Annotated in this window: 19 protein-coding genes, 1 pseudogene and 1 riboswitch; of the genes and pseudogenes, 14 read left to right on the forward strand and 6 right to left on the reverse strand. The window is 49.4% G+C overall.

All coding sequences use genetic code 11. From position 1 onward, the window contains the following. Nucleotides 1-500: 500 nt before the first annotated feature. Nucleotides 501-1,508: a transcriptional activator NhaR gene (nhaR, locus tag ACN5NT_RS15005; RefSeq protein ID WP_419175971.1), complete on the reverse strand. Its 1,008-nt coding sequence runs from the start codon at nt 1,506-1,508 to the stop codon at nt 501-503. Between the two features lie 503 nt (nt 1,509-2,011). On the opposite strand from nhaR, the gene purE reads away from it, so the two are divergent. From purE to pruA, 4 genes and pseudogenes are all read left to right on the forward strand, one after another. Next, the gene (purE, locus tag ACN5NT_RS15010; RefSeq protein ID WP_419175972.1) at nt 2,012-2,554 is read left to right on the forward strand and encodes a 5-(carboxyamino)imidazole ribonucleotide mutase; all 543 of its coding nucleotides are present in this window, start codon (nt 2,012-2,014) and stop codon (nt 2,552-2,554) included. 113 nt (nt 2,555-2,667) lie between these two features. Next, a complete protein-coding gene (locus tag ACN5NT_RS15015; RefSeq protein ID WP_419175973.1) occupies nt 2,668-3,264 on the forward strand; it encodes a carbonic anhydrase in 597 nt (198 codons plus the stop codon). A gap of 415 nt (nt 3,265-3,679) precedes the next feature. Further along, a pseudogene (locus tag ACN5NT_RS15020) lies at nt 3,680-3,958 on the forward strand (IS5/IS1182 family transposase); the annotation flags it as partial. Between the two features lie 618 nt (nt 3,959-4,576). Next, nucleotides 4,577-6,217: an L-glutamate gamma-semialdehyde dehydrogenase gene (pruA, locus tag ACN5NT_RS15025; RefSeq protein WP_419175974.1), complete on the forward strand. Its 1,641-nt coding sequence runs from the start codon at nt 4,577-4,579 to the stop codon at nt 6,215-6,217. Between the two features lie 226 nt (nt 6,218-6,443). Here pruA and pflA read toward each other — a convergent pair whose 3' ends face one another. Together pflA and pflB are read right to left on the reverse strand one after the other, a co-directional pair. Further along, nucleotides 6,444-7,145: a pyruvate formate-lyase-activating protein gene (gene pflA, locus ACN5NT_RS15030; protein ID WP_419175975.1), complete on the reverse strand. Its 702-nt coding sequence runs from the start codon at nt 7,143-7,145 to the stop codon at nt 6,444-6,446. A gap of 4 nt (nt 7,146-7,149) precedes the next feature. Beyond that, nucleotides 7,150-9,372 carry a formate C-acetyltransferase gene (gene pflB, locus ACN5NT_RS15035; RefSeq protein ID WP_419175976.1) on the reverse strand — a complete coding sequence of 741 codons (2,223 nt, stop codon included), beginning with the start codon at nt 9,370-9,372 and terminating at the stop codon, nt 7,150-7,152. A 54-nt stretch (nt 9,373-9,426) separates the two neighbouring features. Beyond that, nucleotides 9,427-9,505, reverse strand: a riboswitch (ZMP/ZTP riboswitch). A 796-nt stretch (nt 9,506-10,301) separates the two neighbouring features. On the opposite strand from pflB, the gene ACN5NT_RS15040 reads away from it, so the two are divergent. The 8 genes from ACN5NT_RS15040 (at nt 10,302) to ACN5NT_RS15075 (ending at nt 19,832) form a co-directional block, all read left to right on the forward strand. After that, a complete protein-coding gene (locus tag ACN5NT_RS15040) occupies nt 10,302-11,696 on the forward strand; it encodes a glutamate decarboxylase (protein ID WP_419175977.1) in 1,395 nt (464 codons plus the stop codon). Nucleotides 11,697-11,942: 246 nt separating this feature from the next. After that, nucleotides 11,943-13,670, forward strand: coding sequence for an aspartate:alanine exchanger family transporter (locus ACN5NT_RS15045; protein WP_419176100.1), 1,728 nt, complete (start codon nt 11,943-11,945; stop codon nt 13,668-13,670). Nucleotides 13,671-13,852: 182 nt separating this feature from the next. Beyond that, the gene (locus ACN5NT_RS15050; RefSeq protein ID WP_419175978.1) at nt 13,853-14,503 is read left to right on the forward strand and encodes a hypothetical protein; all 651 of its coding nucleotides are present in this window, start codon (nt 13,853-13,855) and stop codon (nt 14,501-14,503) included. 48 nt (nt 14,504-14,551) lie between these two features. Further along, complete coding sequence (locus ACN5NT_RS15055; RefSeq protein ID WP_419175979.1) at nt 14,552-14,794, forward strand: hypothetical protein; 243 nt, start codon at nt 14,552-14,554, stop codon at nt 14,792-14,794. Nucleotides 14,795-14,840: 46 nt separating this feature from the next. After that, nucleotides 14,841-17,006: an FUSC family protein gene (locus tag ACN5NT_RS15060; RefSeq protein ID WP_419175980.1), complete on the forward strand. Its 2,166-nt coding sequence runs from the start codon at nt 14,841-14,843 to the stop codon at nt 17,004-17,006. A gap of 19 nt (nt 17,007-17,025) precedes the next feature. Continuing rightward, nucleotides 17,026-17,238, forward strand: coding sequence for a DUF1656 domain-containing protein (locus ACN5NT_RS15065; RefSeq protein WP_419175981.1), 213 nt, complete (start codon nt 17,026-17,028; stop codon nt 17,236-17,238). Between the two features lie 3 nt (nt 17,239-17,241). Continuing rightward, nucleotides 17,242-18,351, forward strand: a complete 1,110-nt coding sequence (locus ACN5NT_RS15070) for an HlyD family efflux transporter periplasmic adaptor subunit (RefSeq protein WP_419175982.1) — start codon at nt 17,242-17,244, stop codon at nt 18,349-18,351. Next, a complete protein-coding gene (locus ACN5NT_RS15075) occupies nt 18,348-19,832 on the forward strand; it encodes an efflux transporter outer membrane subunit (RefSeq protein WP_419175983.1) in 1,485 nt (494 codons plus the stop codon). Before ACN5NT_RS15070 ends, ACN5NT_RS15075 begins: the two co-directional genes overlap by 4 nt. Before the next feature lie 432 nt (nt 19,833-20,264). Here ACN5NT_RS15075 and ACN5NT_RS15080 read toward each other — a convergent pair whose 3' ends face one another. From ACN5NT_RS15080 to ACN5NT_RS15090, 3 genes are all read right to left on the reverse strand, one after another. Beyond that, entirely contained in the window at nt 20,265-21,623 is a 1,359-nt protein-coding gene (locus ACN5NT_RS15080; RefSeq protein ID WP_419175984.1) for a DUF2254 domain-containing protein, read from the reverse strand. 63 nt (nt 21,624-21,686) lie between these two features. Beyond that, on the reverse strand, nt 21,687-23,297 hold the full coding sequence (locus ACN5NT_RS15085) for a diacylglycerol kinase family protein (protein WP_419175985.1): 1,611 nt from the start codon (nt 23,295-23,297) through the stop codon (nt 21,687-21,689). Between the two features lie 111 nt (nt 23,298-23,408). Continuing rightward, the gene (locus ACN5NT_RS15090) at nt 23,409-24,341 is read right to left on the reverse strand and encodes a formate/nitrite transporter family protein (RefSeq protein WP_419175986.1); all 933 of its coding nucleotides are present in this window, start codon (nt 24,339-24,341) and stop codon (nt 23,409-23,411) included. 467 nt (nt 24,342-24,808) lie between these two features. Here ACN5NT_RS15090 and ACN5NT_RS15095 point away from each other — a divergent pair, with 467 nt between their 5' ends. Both ACN5NT_RS15095 and ACN5NT_RS15100 read left to right on the forward strand, forming a co-directional pair. Further along, complete coding sequence (locus tag ACN5NT_RS15095) at nt 24,809-25,000, forward strand: PLDc N-terminal domain-containing protein (RefSeq protein WP_419175987.1); 192 nt, start codon at nt 24,809-24,811, stop codon at nt 24,998-25,000. A gap of 35 nt (nt 25,001-25,035) precedes the next feature. After that, nucleotides 25,036-25,332, forward strand: a complete 297-nt coding sequence (locus ACN5NT_RS15100) for a hypothetical protein (RefSeq protein ID WP_419175988.1) — start codon at nt 25,036-25,038, stop codon at nt 25,330-25,332. The last annotated feature ends 82 nt before the right edge of the window (nt 25,333-25,414 follow it).

The raw sequence follows: 25,414 nt of genomic DNA on the forward strand, positions 1-25,414 counted from the left end.
GTAACTGTATAATCTAGAATAGTCAAACCATACCGCTTTCGGGCTTCGTAAAGCCAGTGGAGCCATCTCTGCCGATCCATTTTCAGTTTGAGCAGAAAGTCCTTCTTATGGCATCTATGAGTGATGTGCCATAAGAAGGACTTTCTGCTCAGGTAGATAGTGCCTTTTGGCTCTTGCCATAATTTGTCTCGTCCTAAGAAGTTCAATATCTTGATTTTCTCCCCGGAAAAACAAGACATTAACCTGAATCACGATGTTCTTTCAAGAGACAAAGACGCTATATCGGGGTGTTATCGTGGCCCGACCCCACTCTCGACTCAAAAACAAGATATTAACCTGAATTACGATGTTCTTTCAAGAGACAAGGACGCTATATTGGGGTGTTATCGTGGCCCGACCCCACTCTCAGTGTACGACTACAGTTATGTCGATACGCGGAGACCTGAGATGAGCAGCCTATATCCGTAACGGATTCTCTTGAGAGGGTCGACCTGCCAATATCATTTTGTTCTTTTTCGCTTGATATCAAAAAATAGTTTTTGCTGTGCAGCCTCCGAAATAGCTGCAACTGCTGGATGTTTGATAATTCGTTCTACTGAAATCGCATAAAATCTTTCTTTGATATCACGCGTCCGACCAATGAGCTTAACTTGGTACTGTTGAACCACCTCCTTCTCGATAACTGTCGGGGCAACAAAAATCCCATCACCTGCTTGACCAAAAACCTTCAGGAGGGCACTGTCGTCAAACTCCCCAACTATGAGAGGCTGGATCTCCATTTTGTCTAGCCATTGGTCAAGAATCCCCCGCAAGGTGCTCATGGCCATGGGAAACAGCATCGGGGCATTGTTGAGGCAATATGGAAATTTCTCATGTAGTTGCTCTACCAGTTCTTGCGTTCCCAAAAAAGAAACACCGCACTCCCCCAAGAGGTGATTGTAGGCCTTAATGCTCAGCCCCGTTCGTAAGGGGGTGTCTGTCAGGACCACATCAAGGTTGTGCATTGCCAGCTCGGCCAGAAGATTTTCGTCTTTCCCTTCATGGCAGATCAACCGGACTTTTTCCGGCAAGTTGTTTATTGGCGCCAGTAACTTTTGGGCAACAAGCTTTGGCACCACATCAACGACCCCAACTCTTAAGGACCATGGCCCAGTGACTGGGACTCCTTTCAACGAATCCATCATTTCCCGGCCCAGTGGAAATATCTCATCTGCATATCTCAAAACGAGCAGTCCTGCATCTGTAGGCTCCAGGTTCCGCCCCACTTTTCGTGTCAATTTGACATCAAGGCTTTCTTCCAGTTTTGCCAACTGCGCGCTAATTGTGGACTGCGCCAGACGGAGTTTTTCACTGGCTGCAGTTATGCTTCCCTCACGCATAACAGTCCAGTAGTAAAACAGATGATGATAATTTAGCCATTCCATGTAGACCTCAACAGTTCGGTTTTTACGAATTATGATAACACATTTATCTATTTGACCGAAATCGGTTTGGGATTTATTTTTCACATAGAATGCATCGGCCAGCTTGTGTCGTTCGATATCTTCACCAAGGTGGCGCGGGCCAAATGGGATACGCTGGGCTTCTCCTGCGGCATTATTCCCTGTGTCGGAGCTCTCGACTTTTACTTGAGGGGTATCTGGCGATGGTTTCCAAGTTCGCGTATCTCGATCTCGGATCTGTTACGGTCAATGCATTCGGAGCATTCAGGCTTCCATAACTGTTGGCTATGCCATGAGTATCCAAGCCCATTTTCTGATACATGGCAAACATATGCAGCAAGCATAATGGATTTTTTCTGGCATGCGTACTCCAAGCTCCCTCCTGGCAGGAAAGAGCAACCTCAATGGAGCCGGTACCCCCGGCGAAGCTTTTTCCCTGCCAGGTTTCATGTCAGCAGAGAGAAATGGTAACCTGTATCAAGTAGAGGGTAATCTGCTACGACTCACTCTTAACAGGTTGTACGCAACTACAACCGATTCATCGAAATTATCATAAGTGACCATAAACCATGAAAGAAGAACCAATTGTTGGAATCGTTTTGGGCAGCGGATCGGACGTGCCCGTCATGAAAAAAGCCGCTGAAGTCTTAAAGGAGATGGGGGTTCCGTTTGAAATGGATATCAGCTCCGCTCACCGCCTTCCCGATAAAACAGCGGAATATGCGAGGAGCGCCAGAGAACGCGGTATCGAGGTAATCATCGCCGGTGCCGGCATGGCTGCCCATCTCGCCGGTGTCATCGCTGCCCATACAACCCTGCCCGTAATCGGTGTGCCACTGGCATCCGGAGCTTTGGATGGTGAGGACGCGCTCTACTCAACGGTACAGATGCCGCCAGGCATCCCTGTGGCCACAGTAGCTGTTGACGGCGCCAAAAACAGCGCCTATCTTGCATGTTCCATCCTCTCGATTAAGTATCCGGAATTAAAAGGAAGGTTAGAGGATTTCAGGGAAAACACGCGGAGATCCCTCAAAAAGCAATCCGAACAGCTGACTCAGGAGTTGCTGGCCTCCAACCTAATAGCATCACAGGAAGATCCTTCAAAATCATAGGGTGCTTAGCTGCCTTACCATGCTGCTCAGGCAACATGGTAGCGTATGGGAGCGGATAGAAACAAGTCTCCAGCTTAGACCGTTTATTAACCATATTCAAACCGATGAAGAAAATGACAAAAAAACAATCAGGACGCCCCACCGCTGAAGAGGTTCTCCAGATCCTCAAAGATGGTAACAAACGTTTTATATCCGGTAAACTTGAACATCCAAACCACTGTGAAGAAAGCCGTAAGAGTCTGGCTGCAGGCCAGGAGCCGATAGCAACCGTCCTCACCTGTGCCGACTCCCGTGTCCCCCCTGTGGATATCTTTGACCAGGGCTTGGGTGATCTTTTCGTCGTACGGGTTGCAGGCAATGTGATCGGAGATCATTCCCTGGGATCTATAGAGTATGCGGTCAAGCACCTGCACACCCCTGTTGTTGTCGTCATGGGGCATTCGAGCTGTGGGGCAATTTCGGCAGTTGCCAGCGGCGTAGCCCTTGAGGGTCACATTGCCACACTCGGCCCAGCTATCCAGACTGCCATCAAGAATATAAAAGAGGCCGAAGGAGACTTGGTGAACAACGCATCCAAAGAACTGGCCAGACAGATTTCAGTAAAAATAGCCCAGTCAGAACCAATTGTTGCAGAATTGGTGCAAAACGGAGCAGTGAAAATCGTACCCGCCTACTACGATCTTATGTCCGGAAAAGTAGAATTTCTTTAATCATTGAGATCGGACATACGCTGTCATTCAGATGCCAGCCGAGATAGATATCCGCGAGGTGACACGACTGCGTTATAGCGCCGATAGCAGAATGGCTCCGGTGAAGGCAGGCTGAAAACGCTGTGCCGCAGCCATCCGCCCCTTGGGAAACGCATTCAGGCACTGGGCTCACTTTCATAATTTCGTTGTCATCGGTGACAGAGCAGCATGTTGCTGATCGATAACTTTACATATAGAAGACCAACCTTTAATCCTACCCGGCCCTGTATGCTGCAAGATACCTCCTCTTACAGGGCTGGAAATATTTAGATTCTCCTCATAAAAAAGATAACTAACTGTAATTGATAGTAAATAAAACGATTTTCTGGATATAATGTGCAGGAATACAACCACATATTCCACATAAGGTTTGCGCATGATCCGATATACGAGCAGCAAACAACTCAGTCTGGATGGTTTCATTCTGCCCTTTGGCGGCAAGTTGAATCCGGAGAGTCGATGGGTGAAATGGAGCCGGATCATCCCTTGGGATGACCTGGCCAGATGCTAGTACCAAACGATGGGTCCCTAGAGGGGCCGACCAGGCAAGGATGCGCGACTGGTGATAGGTGCCAAGATCATCAAGCACAAGTTGCCCCTGAGTGATGAAGAAACTGTGCTGCAGATCCAGGAGAACATGAAGTTAGCGCCATTCGGGGCAGACCACGATTGATTCTACAAACAGGACACTTGCCAACTATCTTGGACCTTGTCTGAACCTGTTGGTAGGGCCAAGATGTTCACTGGCAAGTCCGAGCCAAAAATAGAATTGCTATGTTCAGCTTATTCCAGCACATATTATATTTTCGATACTCAGGGTAATTGTTCTTATAAAAGATAAGCACACGACCCATCGCCTTTTCAATTCAACAATCGAACTACATCCCGAGCAATTCGTTCACTGTATGTGTTCAATTTCCAGTAGCCTGGACTCCAGCTTTTAAGGAAACGGTGAAAATCAATCCAGGCATGGGGGTAAAGCTTGCGCCACACCGCCTCTACTGCCGGAAAGCCGTTTTCTGACTTGCAGGCGATCAGAGCGGAAATCGTGGCACCTCCCCTATTCTCCCCCCGGCATAGCCCCCACCTTTCCACCAAAAATGCTAGGTATTTAAGGTTATTCCTAGGAAGTTTTCATCCAGAGTTTGACTATCTCTAACCAAAGATGTAGTTGTATCAAAATGTTGCATCCAACATGTGTATACAATCATGAAATCCACCTTCCCTGCCGTCATCGAACGGCGAGCACACCTTTCCACGGAGGCAAGCAGTAATGACCCTACTAAATAATGCAGTGATCAATATTCCAACAGCGATAAACGAACCTATTTTAGATTACGCCCCTGGCAGTCCGGAGAGGATGAGACTTAAAGAAGCCCTCGCAGATGCCAGCTCACAGCAACTTGAGATCCCACTGATCATCGACGGAAAACGCATCACCACCGGCAATACAGGGAAAGTAGTAATGCCCCATGACCACAACCATCTGCTCGCAACCTACCATAAGGCCAGAACAAAAGAGGTAAAGATGGCTATTGATGCCGCTCTCGCAGCCCAAAAAAAATGGCAGGCCTTCCGCTGGGAAGAACGATGCGCCATCTTTTTGAAAGCGGCTGAACTTATTGCCGGTAAGTACAGAGCAAAACTTAACGCAGGTGCCATGCTCGCCGGTGGCAAGAATGCCTTTCAGGCTGAAATTGATGCCGCCTGCGAGTTCATCGATTTCCTCCGCTTTAACGTTGCTTTTGCCCAGGAGATATATGAAAAGCAGCCGGAATCCTCATCAGGAGTTTGGAACTACTGCCAATACCGCCCACTGGAGGGTTTTGTCTTCGCCGTCACCCCCTTCAACTTCACCGCCATCGCCGGTAACCTACCGACCGCCCCGGCAATAATGGGCAACACCGTAGTCTGGAAACCGGCATCGTCTCTTGTTTATACCCCTTACCTGATCATGGAAATTCTTGAAGAGGCTGGTTTACCACCGGGAGTTATCAATTTCGTCCCAGGCTCCGGGGCAACCGTCGGCGACCCTGTGCTTGCCGACCCCAATCTTGCCGGGGTGCATTTCACCGGTTCCACCAAGGTTTTCCAGGGAATGTGGCGAACCATCGGTGAAAATATCGCCAGCTACAAGTCCTATCCCCGCCTGGTAGGCGAAACCGGTGGTAAAGATTTCGTATTCGCTCATAAAAGCGCCGAGGTTAAATCGCTTGTTACCGCCCTTGTGCGTGGTGCTTTTGAATATCAGGGACAGAAGTGCTCTGCAGCCAGCCGGGCCTATATTCCTAGCTCACTCTGGCCTGCTGTCGAGGCAGGTCTTCGTGAAGAGATGTCACAAATCAAGATGGGGCCACCTACAGATTTCCGCAATTTCACAGGGGCGGTCATCGATGAGGGAGCCTTTGATACCATTTGCTCATACATCGATTTTGCCCGTGACAGTCAGGGAGGCGAAATCATCATCGGTGGGAAATGCGATAAATCCGTGGGCTATTTCATCGAACCAACGGTAATTCTCGCTACAGACCCACATTTCAAAACCATGGTCGAAGAGATTTTTGGCCCCGTACTGACCATCTATGTTTATGAAGACGACGCTTTCATAGAAACCCTCAAGCTCTGTGACAGTTCCTCACCGTATGCTTTGACCGGGGCGATCTTCTCGCAAGACCGTGCAGCTGTCAGTACCGCCATGCACCAACTCGAACACACAGCAGGCAATTTCTACATTAACGACAAGCCTACCGGCGCAGTGGTTGGCCAACAGCCTTTTGGCGGTGGCAGGGCTTCAGGCACCAACGACAAGGCTGGCTCCATGGCCAACCTGCTTCGCTGGGTGTCAGTACGGACCGTGAAGGAAACCTTCGTTCCTCCTGAAAGTTTCGCCTATCCATTTATGGGAGAGGAGTAGCCGTTGACACTTGTGATACTCTAATAATTCCGAACTAAAAAGCAGTTAAGGGATGAGGTGGCCTCGGCCAGCTCATCCCTTGCACATGCTTGCATTTTTGATCAAACCCAAAATACCACGACAAAAACTTGCTCAATCTTCTTTTTCTGCCAACTTCACAGTGCTTTTGAGATTTTCCTTAAATGTCTTATGAGCCACCATACAGCCCCACCCGAAGCCTCATTATTCAATCAAAAAAGGACTGGAAGTACTTCAGTCTTTCTTTCGATAACGGCTCGACACCCTCAAGAGGATAGGGACGTTTCATATGCTCGTACTTGGAAACACCCAGGGTGTGATATGCAAGAAGCTCAACCTGCTCCACAGCCGGGAACCTTTGGATAAACTTTTGCAGCTCTTCAATATTCTCCTCACTGTCATTTACACCCGGTACAAGAACATGCCGTATTCTTACTGAAGTCCCGCTATTGGCAAGAGCCCTGTAAAAAGGTTCGGCCTTGGCCATTGGAACTCCTGTGAGCTGCTGAAAACCGTCAGCTGAGACCGCCTTCACATCAAGTAGCACCAGATCCGTCACTTTTAAAATCTCTTCATAAGCGCCAAACCCCACGCCTGAAGTATCTATGGCAGTATGCAACCCTCCATCCCGGCAAAGACGAAGATAGTTCAATAAAAATTCAGGCTGCAGCAATGGCTCCCCACCGGTGCAGGTCACCCCGCCAGAGGAATGTTCCATGTAGGATCTGTAGCGAAGGGTTTTCGCATACAGATCCTCGGCCGAGACCATGTTCTCTTTGCTGAACTGCCAGGTATCCGGATTATGGCAATAGATGCAGCGCAAGCCGCACCCCTGGAAAAACACCGCAAAGCGAATTCCCGGCCCGTCATGGAGCGCCATGGTCTCTATGGAATGAATGTAGCCGTTCATGGGGTCACATTGCTGTATGAAAGGTTCTCTGCAGCACTTCAAGCTGCTGTTCCCGGGTCAACCGGTTAAAATGCACCGCATACCCTGAAACCCGTATTGTCAGATTCGGGTACTCATCGGGGTTGTCCATGGCCTTTTTCAGCGTATCCCTGTCCAGCACATTGACATTGATATGATGTCCGCCCTGCTCGAAATATCCGTCAAGAATGGCGGTAAGATGCGCTTTTCTGGCCTGCAGATCTTTGCCCAGTGTCTGCGGTACAATGGTAAAGGTGTTGGAGATGCCATCCTCACACACGTCTGTATAGGGAAGTTTTGCCACAGAATTGAGAGAGGCCAGCGAACCGTTCAGTTCCCTGCCATGCATGGAATTGGCACCCGGGGCAAAAGGCTCTCCTGCCTTTCTGCCGTCCGGCGTAGCACCTGTTATCTTGCCATACACCAGATTTGAAGTAATGGTGAGAACGGAAAGGGTATGTTTTGCGCCGCGATAGGTAGGCCGCTTCTTTAACGCTGCCGACATTTTTTCCACCAGCTTGACAGCCAGATCATCCACCCGATCGTCGTCGTTGCCAAAAAACGGGAACTCACCGCTTACCTCATACCCTTTGGCAAGCGAGCCTTCCCTTATAACCTTCACCTTGCCATACTTCATAGCACTCAGGGAATCTGCGACGATGGACAATCCAGCAACGCCAAATGCCATCAGCCTGTCGACTTTGGTGTCATGCAGTGCCATCTGACTTGCTTCATAGGCATACCGGTCATGCATGGTGTGAATGATGTTCATGGTATCAACATAGAGCTCGGCAATCTTTTCAATGGAGAGGCAAAGCTTGTCCCATACCGTCTCAAAATCGAGATAGTCACCTTCGATGGGTTCCAGTCCCTCGACCACCTTTTTGCCGCTCACCTCATCAACACCACCATTTATGGCGTAAAGCAGCACCTTTACCAGGTTGCAGCGAGCACCGAAGAATTGCATGTTTTTACCGATCGTCATCCCTGAGACACAACAGGCAATAGCGTAATCATCACCATAAAGTGGCCGCATCAGTTCATCGCTTTCATACTGCAGTGCATCCGTGCGGATAGAGAGTTCCGAACAATATTGCTTAAACTCCGCAGGCAGATGTTTTGACCACAAGACGGTCATATTCGGTTCCGGGCTGGGGCCCAAAGTATCCAGAGTATGCAGAAACCGGTAGGATGTTTTGGTTACCAGAGTGCGGCCATCATTTCCTATGCCGCCGATTGCCTCGGTTATCCAGTTTGGATCTCCTGCGAAAAGCTGGTTATACTCCGGTGTTCGTAAATGGCGAACCAACCGCAGCTTCATGACAAGCTGATCGATGAGTTCCTGGGCAAAGGTTTCGGTAATCAGACCGGCTTTGAGATCCCTTTCAATATAGATATCCAGAAAAGTACTCACACGCCCCAGGGACATTGCCGCGCCGTTATTCTCCTTCACGGCTGCAAGATAGGCCAAATAGAGCCACTGCACCGCCTCTTTGGCAGTGGACGCAGGCCTCTTGATATCGCAATCATATCGAGCGGCCATCTGTGCCAGCTCCTTTAAGGCACTTATCTGTGCGGAGAGTTCTTCGCGCTCCACCACCCTGGAGCCATCCATTGGGCCTTCGTGATTATCCAGATCACGCTTTTTCTCGGCAATCAGAAAATCCGTACCATAGAGCGGTACCCGGCGATAATCCCCAATAATCCGGCCTCGCCCGTAGGCATCAGGCAAGCCCGTCAGCAGACCGGCACTTCTGGCCCGTCGCATAGCTGGGGTATAGGCCGCAAAAACGGCCTCGTTATGGGTCTTTCTATACTGAAAAATTGAGGAAATTTCTTTTGAAGGAGTATAGCCATAAGCCTCACAGGCCCCTGCTGCCATACGCATACCACCAAAGGGGTTGAGTATTCGCTTGAGCGGTGCATCGGTCTGCAGACCGACAATGAGTTCATTCTCTGCATCGATGTATCCCGGTTCAAAATTGTCTATTCCCGAGATGCGTGTCGTATCGATATCAAGAACACCCTGCTGCAGTTCTTTTTTGAGAAGAGCCTGGCACTGGCCCCAAAGTTTCTCAGATTGCTCGGTGGCTGAAACGAGAAAGGAACTATCCCCCGAATATGGGAAATAATTGAGCTGGATAAATGAGCGGACGTCTACGGTTTGCTGCCAAATTCCCGGCACAAAACCATTCCATGAATTGTTCATAATTCTTCAATTCCAATGGTTTACAGCCAGGCATAAAAAACACAAAACCGCCTGGACTGTTGCCCAGGCGGTCGGCATATCTTCAATCACACTCCCATGTGGTTATCCACTTCCGCCAGTCATGTGATTGTTTTATTCATTTGTTGTAGGTGGGCTAGTGTAAACAAGCTCAATTTCATTGTCAAGCAGGAAGTCATTTCTTCGCCCGGAAATGTTATCCGCATCACTTAACACACAAGTTCAGCCATATAGCAGACACAGTTAATGCTATGCACTAAAAGGATCAGAGTGATATCAGGCGGTCATCTTGTTTCATTTGACTCTGCCCCACTCTGACCATTTTTAACGCCCTCAACATCGAGATAGCCTGAGACATCGCCGCAGGCAACAGTATCGGATTATAAAAAGCTGGATGCGCCCCCCTTAGGCCCTGGTATCAATCAAACCTGGCAACCCATCTTTTTATAGATCTACAAGAATAATCTCAAATAGTTCACAACTGCCGGCACCGAGGTCGAAGCCAGCAGCGTTTGTACCTTTAATATATACCCCTTGAAGCCACTTGATTGGTTCAAACATAAAGAGCTATACTTCATACCAAGGGAGGTGTGGCTCTGATCATTTGAACAGGTCTTACCGTTTTACGTAGAGCCCTCTCTCTGGATTACGCCATCAAATCCTTCGTTGGCAACATTACGTAGTAAGTCTCGTAGTAAGTCTCATCAGGTGTCTGCCGCTACAAGCCTGAGTGCGCGCGAATTGATTTAATGGCCCTCACAAAATAATGAAGTGCCTCAATTCCACTGCCATCTTTGACTAGATACCAGTGACAGTAAAGGATTCCATATGGATAGTGAGCTGGACGTGAGCATAAAAGCTTATGACCTGAACGCTTACTGAAACACTGAATACTGAAAAGGAGATTTACTATGCCGATCCACGAAAAAGACAACGTGCGGGGTGAGCTGTTGGACGATGTGTATGCCTCGAGCGATCTCTCACTTGTCATGCCAAAATACAAGTTCCCCAAAAAAGAACATGCCGCACGGCACGCCTATCAGGTGCTGCACGACGAGCTGATGCTTGACGGTAACTCCCGGCAGAATCTCGCCACCTTTTGCCAGACCTGGGTAGAACCGGAAATCCACCAGCTCATGGATGAATGTATCGACAAGAACATGATCGATAAGGACGAGTATCCCCAATCTGCGGAAATTGAGGGGCGTTGCGTTCATATGCTGGCGGATCTGTGGAACTCACCTGATGCAGCCAACACCTTGGGCTGTTCAACCACCGGTTCCAGTGAGGCTGCGATGCTTGGCGGCATGGCGATGAAATGGCGTTGGCGCGCCAAGATGAAAGCCGCCGGCAAACCGACCGACAAACCCAATATGGTCTGCGGGCCGGTTCAAGTGTGCTGGCACAAGTTTGCCCGGTATTGGGATGTGGAGCTTCGGGAAATCCCGTTGGAAGGTGACCGGCTGATCATGACACCGGAAGAAGTGATTAAGCGCTGTGATGAGAACACCATCGGGGTAGTGCCAACCCTCGGTGTCACCTTTACCTGCCAGTACGAACCGGTCAAGGCGGTGAGTGACGCGCTTGATAAGCTGCAGAAAGATACCGGTCACGATATCCCTATCCATGTCGACGGGGCCAGTGGTGGTTTCCTTGCACCTTTTGTCGAGCCGGAGCTGGAGTGGGACTTCCGCCTACCACGGGTCAAGTCAATCAACACTTCGGGCCATAAGTTCGGTCTGGCCCCTCTCGGGGTAGGCTGGGTTGTCTGGAGAGATAAGGAGGACCTGCCTGATGATTTGATTTTCTGGGTCAATTACCTGGGCGGCAATATGCCAACTTTTGCTTTGAACTTCTCACGTCCGGGCGGTCAGATCATTGCCCAGTACTATAACTTTCTGCGGCTGGGAATCGAAGGATACCGGAAGGTCCACCAGGCCTGTTATGACACCGCCCACTATCTGGCCGATGAAATAGAAAAACTTGAGCTGTTTTCGATCATCTATAATGGTCGTGGCGGTATTCCGGCCATGAGCTGGTCTCTGAAAGAGGGCGTTGATCCCGGCTTCAATCTCTTCGATCTCTCTGATCGAATTCGCAGTCGCGGCTGGCAGATCGCCGCCTACAGCATGCCACCCAAAAGGGAAGATCTCGTCATCATGCGTATTCTTGTCCGCCATGGCTTCAGCCGTGATTTGGCAGATCTCCTGATCGAAGACCTGAAGCGCTGCATCGACTATTACCAGCGAAACCCGGTGGTCAACAAAGGTAACGAAGATGACTCCGGTGGTTTCAAGCACTCCTGATAGTCTGGGGCGACAACTTAGGATGAGCGGTGCTGCGAATTACGGTTAGGAGCCGCAGCACCCGATGTTTTTAACACTGGAGAAATGCTCATGAACCATAATAATGTCCCACATACAGCCAAGTTGACATGCGCCCCGAACCGGTCATGGCGAATACCGAAAATCCTCGGCATGGCCTGCGTGATGGTGCTCCTGGCGGGCAGTGTCTATGCTGCCGACAGCACAACACAACCCGAATACGGGCCGATCGGTTTTATCCTTAGCTATCTGGCCCAAAATCCGTTTGCATACCTGTTCCTGGCCCTGGCCGTCGGTTACCCACTCGGCCGTATCACGATCAAAGGGCTCAGCCTCGGGACAACCGCAGGAACTTTGGTGACCGGCATCGCCATCGCCCTGGCATCCAGCGCGGTGTTTGGCATCACATACGCGATCCCTGGGCTGGTGGAAGACATCTTCCTGATGATGTTTATGTACGCCCTCGGCATGAGAGTCGGCCCGCAATTCTTCTCAGGGCTGGCCAGGGGTGGTTTGGATTTTGTCGTAATCGCGGTGATCACCTGTGTTTCGCTTGTCCTGATCTGTTTCTTCGGCGCCAAGCTTGTTGGCCTCCCACCTGGCTATGCGGCAGGTCTCATCTCGGGAAGTTATACGGTCACTGCAGTGATGGGGGTCGCCGGTTCAGCGGTTACCAGCGGGGCGTTCAAGTTGCCTGAGGGCATGACTGCGGACAGTGTTATGGCCAATATGGCCGCAGGCTATGCTATCAGCTATGTGCTGTCGTCGCTCTTCACCATCCTGTTCGTCAAATACCTGCCTTCGATGTTTGGCTATGATCCGGTAAAATCTGCGAAAGAGGCCGAGGCTTCCTTCCAGAGCGGCGAGGACAGCGGTGCCTTACCCGGCACGGCTGGAGCATCGATCCTCGGTTTTACCGGTGAGCAGATCCGTTCCTACACGGTCGAACACCAGGAACTGGTTGGGCAGTCCGTCCAGAACCTTTTCCAGAAGTACCCGCATGCAGCGGTACTCATGGTTGTCAGGGGAGACGAGGTTATTGAAGCCAAGGACAACCCGACTCTGCAGATGGGTGATGTGATCGGGGTTATGGGCCGCTACGGCGATCTGGTCAGCAAAGGTACCGAGGTTGTGGGGACCGAAGTCGACGAACCGCGGGCCCGGAAAGTTGATATCGAGGTCGCCGACATCCACATGGGCAAATCCGAATATGCTGGCAGGACTCTGGAAGAACTTGGCCGCCAGATCGGTTTCGGCGTTTACCTCAAGTCACTGTTCCGTGCCGGCGTAGCGATCCCCCATCTCCCCGGGACTGTGGTCGAAAAAGGTGACGTGCTGCGTCTGGCCGGACCGACATGGTGTGTCAACCAGGCCGCCAAGGCGCTCAAAAGCGTACCGATCGTGGAAAGCGCCTACACCGAGGTTTCCTTCATGGCGGTGGCACTGCTTGTTGGATTTATTATCGGCCATGCCAGCGTGACGATCAGCGGCATCCCATTTGCGCTCGGCACCTCGGCCGGCTGTATGATGATGGGAATCCTTATTTCCTGGCTGCGCACACGCAACCCGGAGTTCGGTGGACCAACCAGTGAAGGCGCCCGTGCGTTCTTAAATGACATAGGTCTGAGCATGTTTGTTGCCGTTCTGGCGGCCGGCGTCGGGCCGAAAATTATGACCTCGTTTCAGGGAACCGTGGTGATCTGGCTCGCTGTCCTGGGTCTGCTCGGTGCTCTGGTGCCGCCATTCATAGGCTGGCTCTACGGTCTCTACTTACGCAAGATGAACCCGATAATCCTGGCCGGTGCCTGCGCCGGTGCGCGCAATAGTACGCCAACCTTGAACGGCGTTCAGGATGTCAGCCAGAGCGCTATTTCGGCGGTGGCCTACCCGGTGCCGTATGCCTTGACTTCGGCGCTCGTACTGATTCTCGGGTATCTTGCCATGGTATTTTCCTGACGTTCAAAACACGGGGTGATCACTATGGGCGAATATCAATAATGGAAGTGTACAACCCGATCGACAGAGTTGCCGATCGGGTTGCTGGCCATTTTGTTCATAGCCCATGAGATATATAAAGGACTTTTATGGTGTAAGTAACAGCATTACTGATTTTCCATTATCTTGTAATGAGACAAACGATGCCAGAAGTGCGAAAGCCGATACGGATTGCCGTCAATGTCATGCGGACGCGGTTGACCGTGATCGGTTTCAATATTGCCATTGTATCCTTTCAAATAGCCCAGTTGCCTGGGATTACTGGTGGAGTGAGCGTCCCAGGGATAGATCACCCTCTGCATCTCACGGCTGGTGTTGAGCTCTATATGGCCCTGGCCCTGTCGCTTATTGCCATGATTGCCTTTATCATGAGCTGCGGGCTTGATGAGGTCGGGATATGTACGCACTGGTCACTGATCGCTGGAGATCTGCTCATGTATTTGGCCCTGGCATATACGATTGCCGGTTTTTTTGCACCACTGGCAGCTTCTATACGAAATGTTGCCATGAACCTTCCAGGCCATCCGGCGCAGACCTTGATCCTTCAGGAGGCCGTTTTGATCGCGGGTGGTATCGCCTGGTTCCTGGCCATGTACCTTGGTCCACTAGTGTCGTTAATGCGTTCACCGTTCTCCCTGACAATAAACCTGAGTCTTGGAATTGGTTATTTTCTTATACTTCTCTTGCTTTCCTGGGTAAACGCCCAGGCAGGTCTTATCGAAATTAAATCTGGTTCGTTCGTTACTGAGCCAGGGATGGTTCTCAGGGAACTGGCACAACCATTTCGTTGGTAATTGATATCAGGGTTTGTCACCATTTCGGGCATTCCAGGGAGAATTACCATGGAAGTCCTGCATATTTTTTTCAGTACTATGCCCATGGCTGCGCTCTTTCCGTTCTTGGCAATCGCCTTCGGGGCAGGCAGGTTCAAACTGGGAAACTTTGAACTCGGCGGCATGTCTGGATGTCTCTTTGTTAAGGTAGTAACAGGCCGGGTTGATGTTCCCGTTAATCCTGTTGTCAAGTCGATAATGTTTGCGCTGTTCATCTACAACTGTGCTCCTCATGTGCCAAAGTGTGCGTAAACAGCCTGGTACAAGAAAGCAATGAGATTAAGCTGATACCAATACAATGAATCTTTCCAGAAAGGCAAAAGAAGCTATCAAGACCGCTCTGGCGGCAATTATCGCCATTGGCATAGCGGTATCCCTGAACTGGGACAACCCGAAATGGGCTGGTTTTGCCGTGGCATTTGTGAGTCTGGCAACGATCGGTCAGTCATTCACCAAGGCTGCCATGCGCATGCTGGGTACACTGGTGGCTGCAGTATTTTCTCTCTTCCTTCTAGGGCTTTACCCCCAGGAACGATGGCTGTTTATGACGGTATACTCCATGTATCTCGGCTTCTGCGCCTATAGAATGACCCAAAGCAGGCATAAGTATTTCTGGATGGTGAGCGGTTTTGTCTGTGCCATTATCGTGTCATCTGCCGGTCCCGACCCGGCCCATGCTTTCCATGTGGCAATGACCCGTACCCAGGAGACCGGTCTTGGCATACTTGTCTATAGTGTGGTCACCCTGCTGCTCTGGCCGGTCAGCTCGAAGTCACAGTTCGCGCAGGCAACGGATACGGTTGCCGCAACCCAGCAGCAAATGCTGGCGGTTCTGCTCAAATCGCTGAACGGAGAGGATGAGACTGAAAAAATTAAGACATTGAGAACGCAAATGCTGCAGGCTCAGGCACAGTTTAACCAAATTATGGAGGGGGCAATCGGCGATACCTACGAGGTTTGGGAAGTTCGTCATCAATGGCGGAGATACGCAGCTTTTTCCGGAAAGCTGACTGAGTCCATGGAACGTCTCTGGGAAAGCCTGGACGCTTTACAGGATATTGATCTCAACAGGCTGGTATTAAATCTTGATGCTGTTACCGGCGAGTTGAACATGCGCCTCAGCCAGATTCAGCGCATGCTTGCCTGCCAGATGTCCGAGCAGAAGCCATTACCTATGACTATCAGCCCGGCGGCCGACATGGTGCGCGCCTTGCCGCCTTTACAGAAAGCGGCCCTGATCAGTACCCATGCCCGACTCACTGAGTTAGTCCAGCTCACCCAAAGCCTTTATGATATCGTCAGCAATATCCGTGGTGAAAATCAGGTGGTGGAGATACCTGAAGCGATGAATACCTACAACTGTGTTCTTCCCGATATCGAAGGTCTCAAGTGTTCATTCTTCGTAATGCTGAACAGTTGGCTGGTCTTTCTAGCTGTCATTTATATCGATGGGCTTCCTGGTGGTTTTAGTGTTCTCTCAATTACAGCGTCATTGACCCTGGGTGTGGTGATGCTGCCTCAGCTACCGGTAAAATACCTCTATCTGCCTGTAGCTATAGCTCTTCCCGTTGGCGCAGTGAGCTATGTCGTCATCATGCCGCATCTTTCCACTTTTTCTGGTCTGGCCATCCTCATTTTTGCGGGCGTCTTTGGTTACTGTTACGTGTTCTCTGCACCAAAACAGATACTCGGCAAGTCTGCCGGGCTGGCCCTGTTCCTTTCCATGACATCCATTACAAATCAGCAGAGCTACCATTTTCTGGCCGTAACTACCATCAGCCTGTCGTTTTGCATGCCAATTCTTATGCTGACATACAGTCTACATTTTCCCTTCTCGAATCGGCCAGAGAAAGTATTTCTCCGCTTACTTTGCCGATATTTTCGAAGCTGCTGTGTATTGACATCCGAATTCAGCCAGAACCCATCCGCACAGCAGTCATGGTTTCAGCGAATACTCTATAGCTATCATCTCCGCGAAATCGATACACTGCCACGTAAGATTTCCAGCTGGATACCGTTCATCGACCCCGGAAATCTGCCGGGCACCACACCGCAGCAGATTCAAGCTGTGCAGATCAGTGTACTGGCTCTCAGTTACCGTATGCAAGAACTGCTTGAAGAACGGCAAATCCCACAGACATCTACATCTGGTCTCGAGCAACAGGCAAATGAGGAGCTTTACGCCTGGCATCAGGTGATTCTACAGGAATTCAAAACGCTGACTGCAGTACCAGGCACAATTCGGGAGGAACAGGGTAAAGAAATCGCTGAGGTCGTCAACCGCTTCGAAGAACGTCTCCAATATTTGTTCGATAATAGTGATGAGATACAATACAGCGAAGAAGACAAAATCATTTTTTATCGATTACTTGGAGCGTGCCGTGGGCTTTCTGATGCGCTGCTCCGCTATATCTCCAATGCCGCAGCAATTGACTGGCAGCCCTGGTATGAAGAACGATTTTAAACACCAACAAGGATAAATTATGAGTTCTGTAGCCCATGAATTTGTGTTAGGAGGGATCTATATGCCGCCCTTACTGGTTGACGCTATTTTAGGATTAGCTGCAAGCAGCGTGACCACACTGCTGCTGAATCGCTATCGTCTCTCCCGTTTTATTGCCTATCCTCCTCTTGCCTCTCTGGCATTGACTGTTATTTATACGATTTTAATAGGTACTTTCTTTATAAAGGTGTGAATAATGAAGGCATCGCTGAAGAAATTGACAACCTCAATCCTTGTTCTGACAGCCGTAGCCTTTGTCTTTTTTAAATATCGAGAATACATTCAAAATCCATGGACGCGTGATGGGCAGGTGCGGGCTGAGATTATCCAGTTAACCTCTCGGGTTTCAGGGCCAATTGTCTCACTCCCCATAAAAGACAACCAGTTTGTAAAAGCAGGCGACGTACTGTTTGTCATTGACCCACGAACCTTTGAGGCAAGCTACGAGCAGGCGAAGGCATCATTTGAGAGGACCCGGGATACCTATGAGGCCGGAGTCCGACAGGTTGAAGTAGCACAAGCTCAGGTCGAAGCTGCCAGAGCCTCAGTTCTGCAGGCTGCCAGCAAAGTGCGTCAACTAGACTCCGTGATTGAGAAAAACAAGGCGGAATATTTGCGACAACAGGAGCTGTTACCACAGCAGGCGACTTCCCTAAAAGCAGTGGAGCGAACAAAGGCCAGCTATGAGGTCTCGATGGAGGAGCATAAAGGTGCTGTGGCTGCCTTAGCCCAGTCCAAGGCCGCTTTAGGTAAGGCAGAAGCCTCCCTGGCTGAAGTTCAGGCAAATCTTGGCCAGCTTGGCGATGCCAACGCCGGCATTCGGGCGGCACGTGCTGCGCTCCGTCAGGCGGAATTGAATCTTGAGTTCACTACTGTCAAGGCACCGCTGGATGGCTATGTCACCAACCTGAATCTGCGGCTTGGCAGTCATGCCGTGGCTAACCAGCCGATATTGGCGTTATTGGATGTGAACAGCTATTGGGTGCAGGGATTCTTCAAAGAAACGCTGGTGGGTGATATCCAGGCAGGAAATGAGGCCATAGTCACTTTGATGACCTACCCTGACCAGCCCATCAAGGGAACTGTTGATAGCATCGGCTGGGGTATATCCCAGCAGAATGGCAGTACCGGTTTCGAGTTGCTGCCCAACGTCAGCCCAACTTTCGAATGGATTCGATTGGCCCAGAGGGTGCCGGTTCGTATACGTCTTGGCGAGGTTCCGGATAATATACAATTGCGTGTAGGCACAACTGCCTCGGTACTGGTGCGAACACGTTCTGCCGGCACAGCAGAGGGAGAACAATGATACGTAATTCCATGTTTACTTGCAGCACTCTGCTCTTGGCTTTGCTGCTTGGTGGCTGTTACAACATCGGACCGAAATATACTCCTCCTGATGCTGCGATCGAAAACACCTGGATAGAGGAGGACAGCGGGCAACTGAACAGCGCTCAGCAAGCAGGCGCACGGTGGTGGTCAGAGGCTTTCGGAGATCCAGAACTGGATCGCTTGGTCGCCATGGCCCTGGAGCAGAACCTCACCCTGCGTTCAGCGGCTCTGCGGGTGTTGCAGGCGCAACAGCAGTTGGCAATAGCCATTGGCTCCCAGTTTCCACAGCAGCAACAGGTTACCGGTTCCGCTTCCCGCCAGAAAGAGACGGGTTTAACGTTTGACGATTACAGTATCGGTTTCAACATAGGATGGGAAGCAGATCTCTGGGGCCGATTCAGTGATCAGGTCGACTCGGCTTCGGCGGGGCTTGATGCGAGTGTCGCCGGTTATGACGGAGCTCTGGTTTCTCTCGTCTCACAGGTCGCACAGAATTACATTCTTATTAGAACCTATCAGCAACGCTTGCAGGTTGCCAGACAGAATATTTTGCTGCAGGACAAAAGCTGGCGCATTGCTAAAGCCAAGTTTGAGGCAGGTGAGGTTAGCAGACTCGACGTGGACCAGGCCGAAAGCCTTTTGAATAACACCAAGGCTTCTGTACCGGCTTTTGAAGCAAGCCTGCAGCAACTGAAGAATGGTCTGGCAATTCTACTTGGTGTACCGCCTGCCAAGTTCAACATGTTACTCAACGAAGAGCGCGATATCCCACATACTTCATCAATCATAGCTATTGGCATGCCACAGGACCTCGTACGGCGTCGGCCGGATATCCGTCTTGCGGAACGACAACTTGCAGCGCAGAGTGCCGAGATCGGCTTTGCCATGACGGAGCTTTATCCGCATCTCACTATTGGTGGGGCAATCGGCACCACTGCCATGAACAGCAGTGATCTCTTCACCAACGATGCCCAAACCTGGAGTCTGTTCGGCATGTTCGAATGGAACATATTTAATTATGGTCGCTTAAAGAGCAATGTCCGATTGCAGGATGCCCTTTTTCAGCAGCTATTAGTCGATTACCGGAATACAGTGCTGGAGGCGCAGGGTGATGCAGAGAATGCCATTATCGCCTACCTGAAATCCCATGAACAGCTAATATATTACCGTGCAGCAGCTAAGGCATCGCAACAGGCGGTCAGCACGGCGACCATCCAATACAGAGAGGGAGAAATCACCTTCAACTGGCTGATAAGCATCCTCGACGAAAATCTGCAGCAGCAGGATCTGCTCGCAGAGGTTCGCGGTTCGACGGCTACCGATCTTATTCAGGTCTTCAAGGCTCTTGGAGGAGGATGGGAAATACGTCAACAAAATGACCCGGTCGATTTATTGCCTGTGGAGACAAAAGAGGAGATGAGGGCGCGAACTGCGGATTGGGAAGGTGTCTTACAGTAATGGTCCGATAAATTCGGGAGTGACGGTCTCCTCTCGTTGATCAGGAGGCTGTTGATGAGATACGCTTTGTCAATTCCAAAATAGTGAGGTTTGAAATCATCTTGGATTGCGAAAATAAATCCATCCCTTTTCCCGTAGCCATTTCACTCTTAGCCCGAATTTCTCATCAACAAAGTTTTTCGCAGATCGAGGAGATACACAGGCCATGGAATTGTAATAATTTACCGCCCAAGCCCTGTAACGATGGCTCTGCTGAAAAATCTCTTGACCCGCAGGGTGACCTTTGGGACTTGAAACGAAAAACACTTTGATTTTTAACCGATTCAACCAATTCAGTGCTGGCAACCATTTGAGGGAATATTATCATTACGCTGAAAGTACCTGGAAGGAGGCATCTTAGCGTTCCCTCGCGAGCCGTATGCTCTTGTAATTTCACCTCAGCAGAGACACACACTTTTGATACCGTTCTTCAAAATCTGCCCTGTCGTGTTCCTCTTTCAAGTACCTGTCAGCCTCTGCGCGTAACACCTCTGCATGCTGCATCAGTTGTTCTTTATGGCTATCATCTCTTAAGCCTTCCGCTATCCGGATAAAAGCATCTATCAATCGTATCGTCACCGCTACACTCGACCGGCTATGTTGCCTCAGTTGGTTAAAGGCGGAATCAAGCAAACCTCCAAATGTGTATGTTTTCAGAATAAGCCTCAATTGTTCGCTGGAATCACAACAATGGGGGCTTGGTAACTGTTTCTTCGACAGACTGCACATTGTTGAGCTTAAGTAATCGATACAGGATATTGCTGTGAATGGATCATTGATTCCCGGTGAAAGCGACCGGACCCCTATCTCCACCATCTGATGGATAGCGTATTCAACATCCTGCTCAGGAGTCCGCTGATATCCTAGAATGAAAGCATCGCTTATTCCGTGTAGTGCATCGTCTTGAACTTCAGAAGCCGCGTATATGGTAGCAATCCGTGAACCGGCTACGGTGAAATCTCCGGCTTTGACTGTCAGCTCCATCACCCAGTCCGATTCACTGCACCTCTCCATGAGTATCTCGTGATCAATAGCCTGAATGTATCCGCTACGCTCTGTATTGAATGCTTTTTCAAAACTATACTCTCCACTTGTGCGCTGAACAATTTCCGTTTTCCCACTTTCCGGGCTGTCTTTCTCATTGGGGGAGATGTCAGAAAAAATCCTGTCAATGTCTGCTATAAGGCTCGTGTAAACGGCTACAATCACCGACTCTGCTTTCAGCGATACCGAAATATGGTGGATAAAAAATATCAACACGCCAACATTGAGTATCGCTAGAACCACCGAAATCGTCACCGACAAAGTCGGTACAAAAATATTGCCGGCCGTGGATTGAATAGACCTGAGAATGAGCAGGCAATACACAAAGGTTGAGGAAAACGATCCAAGCACGAATTGGGTGCTCTTATCCTGCATGAAATTTCTTAACAGCCCCGGACCTAGCTGAGATGCCGCAAGGGTCAGAGCAACAATAGTTATTGAGAATGTTACCCCGGCAACCGAGATCATTGAGCTTGCTACAGTCATCAAGGTAGCCCGCGCTCCCTCCGGCCCGACTGCAAGCAAGACATCAAGTATCGAATCTCTGTTAATCTCAAAAGGCGATAACGACTGATGGTAATCGACAAGCTGATCCAATCTCAAAGTGACGAACGACATGCAGAAAAGTACAAGTATCATCAAGGTGGGAAGAAACCAGAAACTTGTCTGAAGAGTGATCCATAAATTATAAATCTTTGTCTTTCCCATACGTCATGACCTGGAGCATGGCACTCTATCCCCGTTTTCTTTGAGCTAATTTTAAACCCCAACTCAACAGACAACGCGTAAAGATTGTGGAAATATTTCTATATGCAGCTGTTCATCCTGATACACCTCCCCGTCTATAACGTAATGTGGATCGGTTTCGTTTATGATAGTCACTTTTCGGGCATGATGATGCTGCACAGTGTTTCCCGAGCTGATGTTCAACATGCCTGAGAGAGCCAATTCGAACAAACTTGACACCACCCCGAGCTCATTTTCTTCGGGAGCTAACCAGGTAATGTCGAGTAGTCCATCTGCGTGGTCAGGGTTACCTTTTCCTAAAGCGAGCAAGGTAGTTATCGGAGCTGCGTTAGCTACAACCAGGCTGCCGGTTTCTATTGAGAAGGGTTCCTGATCATCAAGACTCAGGGTAACGTGGATAGTTTTTCCTTTCTGAATTGCCTGCCATAATCCTTTTAGATACGCGAACTGGCCGTACTCATCTTTTTCCTGCCGGTCTGCCGCTTCAATCATCTTCTGCTCAAACCCCAGACCTACAAGCAGCAATACCAACCGACCGTTGCATTGAGCGGTATCTATTTTTTTACTGTCACCCTTGAGTATGTAAGAACATGCGGTTTCCACAGGACTCAGCTTGGACTGAATCCCCATAAGAACATGGCATAACGCATTGGTAGTGCCGGCAGGTATGATGCCAAGGCGAATATCTGTATTGACCACTTGCGCTGCAACTTCTGAAACTGTGCCATCACCACCACAGGCAATAATCGTATCCGGATTTTGGCGTACCCCTTCTTTGGCGAGGGATGAGATCGACTCATGCTCTGAGGATTCCTTTATGGTCATGAGGTATTGAACAGAAAGTTCGGAACATACCTCCTGTTTATACTCGCCCCATTTTCCTCCCCCAGAGACAGGGTTGGCGATAATCCACGCCGTTGGCAACCGGAACAGCTTTTCAGATTCAATGAACTGTTCTAATTTTTTTCGTTGCCTTGTATTCAGGTTTACAGTCCGTCTGATTTTTTTTAGATCTTGCAGCGTTTGTTCCACACTCGAACCTTTTCTATTACTTATCAGATAGGCTGCAATTACCAGTGCCGACCGCCCTCTTCCGAGAGCACAATTCACCAGGACCGGCCCATTCAGGCGCTGTTGATTCTTTATCCATATAATTGCCTGCTGGAGGTCCTCAGCGCTCGGAACGGCATGATCAAGAATGGGAATGTTGAGGTATGCCATCTTCGTATCCAGCAATGACCAGCGCAGCGATTCAAACTCTGCCGTAACATCCAAAATTGCCTGTATCTCTTTTTGCGCAATAACAGACAGGTCGCTGGCTGTCAGTTTATCACCGATATACAGCCCATCACTGATGCGTTGGATGGACGGCACACCATCATTTTTTCGAGCAATGAGATTATATATATGCGTTACAATGAGAAACGGGATGAATAGAACTTTGATGTAAAATGGTATTTTCCCCCTGGCATCTTTTCTGAAGATTTTGGATTGATTGGAAAAATATGCCCAACTTACAACAAGAAAGGGAATTGAAATCCATGCAAAAATCAATCGGCCCAGGTTTGAAGGAGAGAGCAGTAAACAGATGATGCCTGCGAGCCCACAAAAGAGATAAACGATCCCCATATACATAGGTTCACCAAAACTTTCCTCTGATAACTTTAAATCTTTCCAAACACGCCACTTCGGCCCGGAAGACATTATTGATCGTGATCAAAGCCCAAGGCGATGTAGCCAATGGGATTAGATCTGTTGGGTTTTTCTGATATGGCTGTAATTGAAACCTGCAACAAACACGCTCCCGCCGATGAGGTTTCCTAAAATGGCAAGCCCCACAAAACGTATTCCCTGCTGGAAAGTATATTCATCACTGATGAAAAGAGCCGTAAACATCTCAACCGAGCCGGCGATGGAATGATGAAATCCACCCAGCCCTATCAGAAAGGTGACGATATAAATGCAGATCATCTGACTTATAGATGGAGAGGTTACCAGCACAAGCCAGCCGCCAAGGGCCATGAGCCATCCTGCTAATACTGAACTCACAAGCAGGGTTCCTGTCTCCTGACCCACCAGGTGATGACCTATTGCGATATACCCCTCTTTCGCCATGACTACACCATCTGCCCCTACCAACAACCATGCGCTGCAAAAGGCACCTATTTCATTGCCCAAAATGACCACAAGCCATAAACGGAGCAGGAGTTTCAAATTAACTTTGCCGGCAAGCAGAGGATAGACTGCTGTGGCGGTATGCTCTGTAAAAAGCTGCGTGCCGCTCATAATACAGATTATGAACCCAAGCGGGTATACAAGGGCAGTAGCCAATCGGGTAACCAAGGGGGCCTGGGAGAGTGTGAATGTAGTCATTACCGCAACCGCCATGGCGGTAAAACCTAAAATCAGGCCCGCTCCCACTGAGGATAAACAGAGAGAGAGAAATGGTCGTTCCAGCTGTTCAATCCCTTCTTCAATTGCTTTTTCCAGAACATCATCTGGATGCCGGACAGTCTCATCGCTACGTTTAATGATAACCGGTATATAATCTTCCTCTTCCAGTTCTCGCTCTACCCCACGCTCCGTGCGAGGTACTTCGCTTGCTAGCTGGTCACTACCGGCTTGGCCTGATGCAACCCCCGGCTTTTTTTTCTGCCCTGATCTTTTTTCTCTGGTCATATCACCGATTTTTGTGAGAGGTGGTTGAGATACTACCAGTCTCTCACAAAATTACAGGCAAACACAAACACCTGCTTAATTCATAGTTCTCACAGAACTTATCATTGTTGTCCCATCCCCAAGCTGGCAGCAAATAGAATTTATCCGCCCCTTCATATCGTTAGGCAGCATACCCGCTGCTCCTTGATCCCACCTTCAAATATCATTTGAGACAATTACACCACACCGCAGGAAATCTTCCATACTGCTTTGAACGATGATTCAACACCTTCAGACACTGTTTGCTCTGGAATCAATCAGTGGAATGTTTATTATTTTAGATTTAAGCCACCAGCAATAAGTGCATCAAACGGCAGACCAACGATCTGAGTCAGAAGCTTAACTGAGATCTATTGAGACTCTGCAAAGATGATAGCACAGTCGGATTATCAGTTAGCGCCTTAATTACTTTTACATGGAGGAACCATATGGACTCTGGCATGTCAGGAATTTTGGGACTACTGGTATTAATTGCAGACATTTGGGCCATAGTTAATATTGTGAAAAGCGGCGCTACCGCCGGCATGAAAATTCTATGGGTATTGCTTGTGCTCATTCTCCCAGTAATAGGGCTGTTGATATGGTTCTTCTTTGGGCCAAAATCCATGGCAGCTCGTTAAATATGTTTGGAGGTTTCAAGCTGTTGCGGTGATCAATGCTATCAATAGTATCACTTCTGCTCGTTCTTGCCTCATCCATCCTGGTCACTCGTATCGCAACGGTTGCCCTGACCCATACAGGTTTATCCCGTGAGTCGGCCAGGTTTCAGGCAAGATCCGCTTTTACAGGCGTAGGGTTTACCACCAATGAATCTGAAAAAGTGGCCAACCATTCCGGTACGACGTCGAATCCTTCTTCTTCTGATGTAGCCTGGTATATTCAAACGAGCACTTACAGGAGGCACCAGCCACTGATAGCACTTCCATACAACGATTATAATTCAACAGGATAGACTGTAAATTGGCCCCGGAATTCTTCCCGCCTTATCCTCACCAGAATTACACCATTTACCGTTAGGGTTAAGACAACTACCG

Source organism: Desulfosediminicola sp., from assembly GCF_048381775.1.
In the GTDB taxonomy this organism is placed as follows: Bacteria; Desulfobacterota; Desulfobulbia; order Desulfobulbales; family Desulfocapsaceae; genus Desulfopila; species Desulfopila ganghwensis.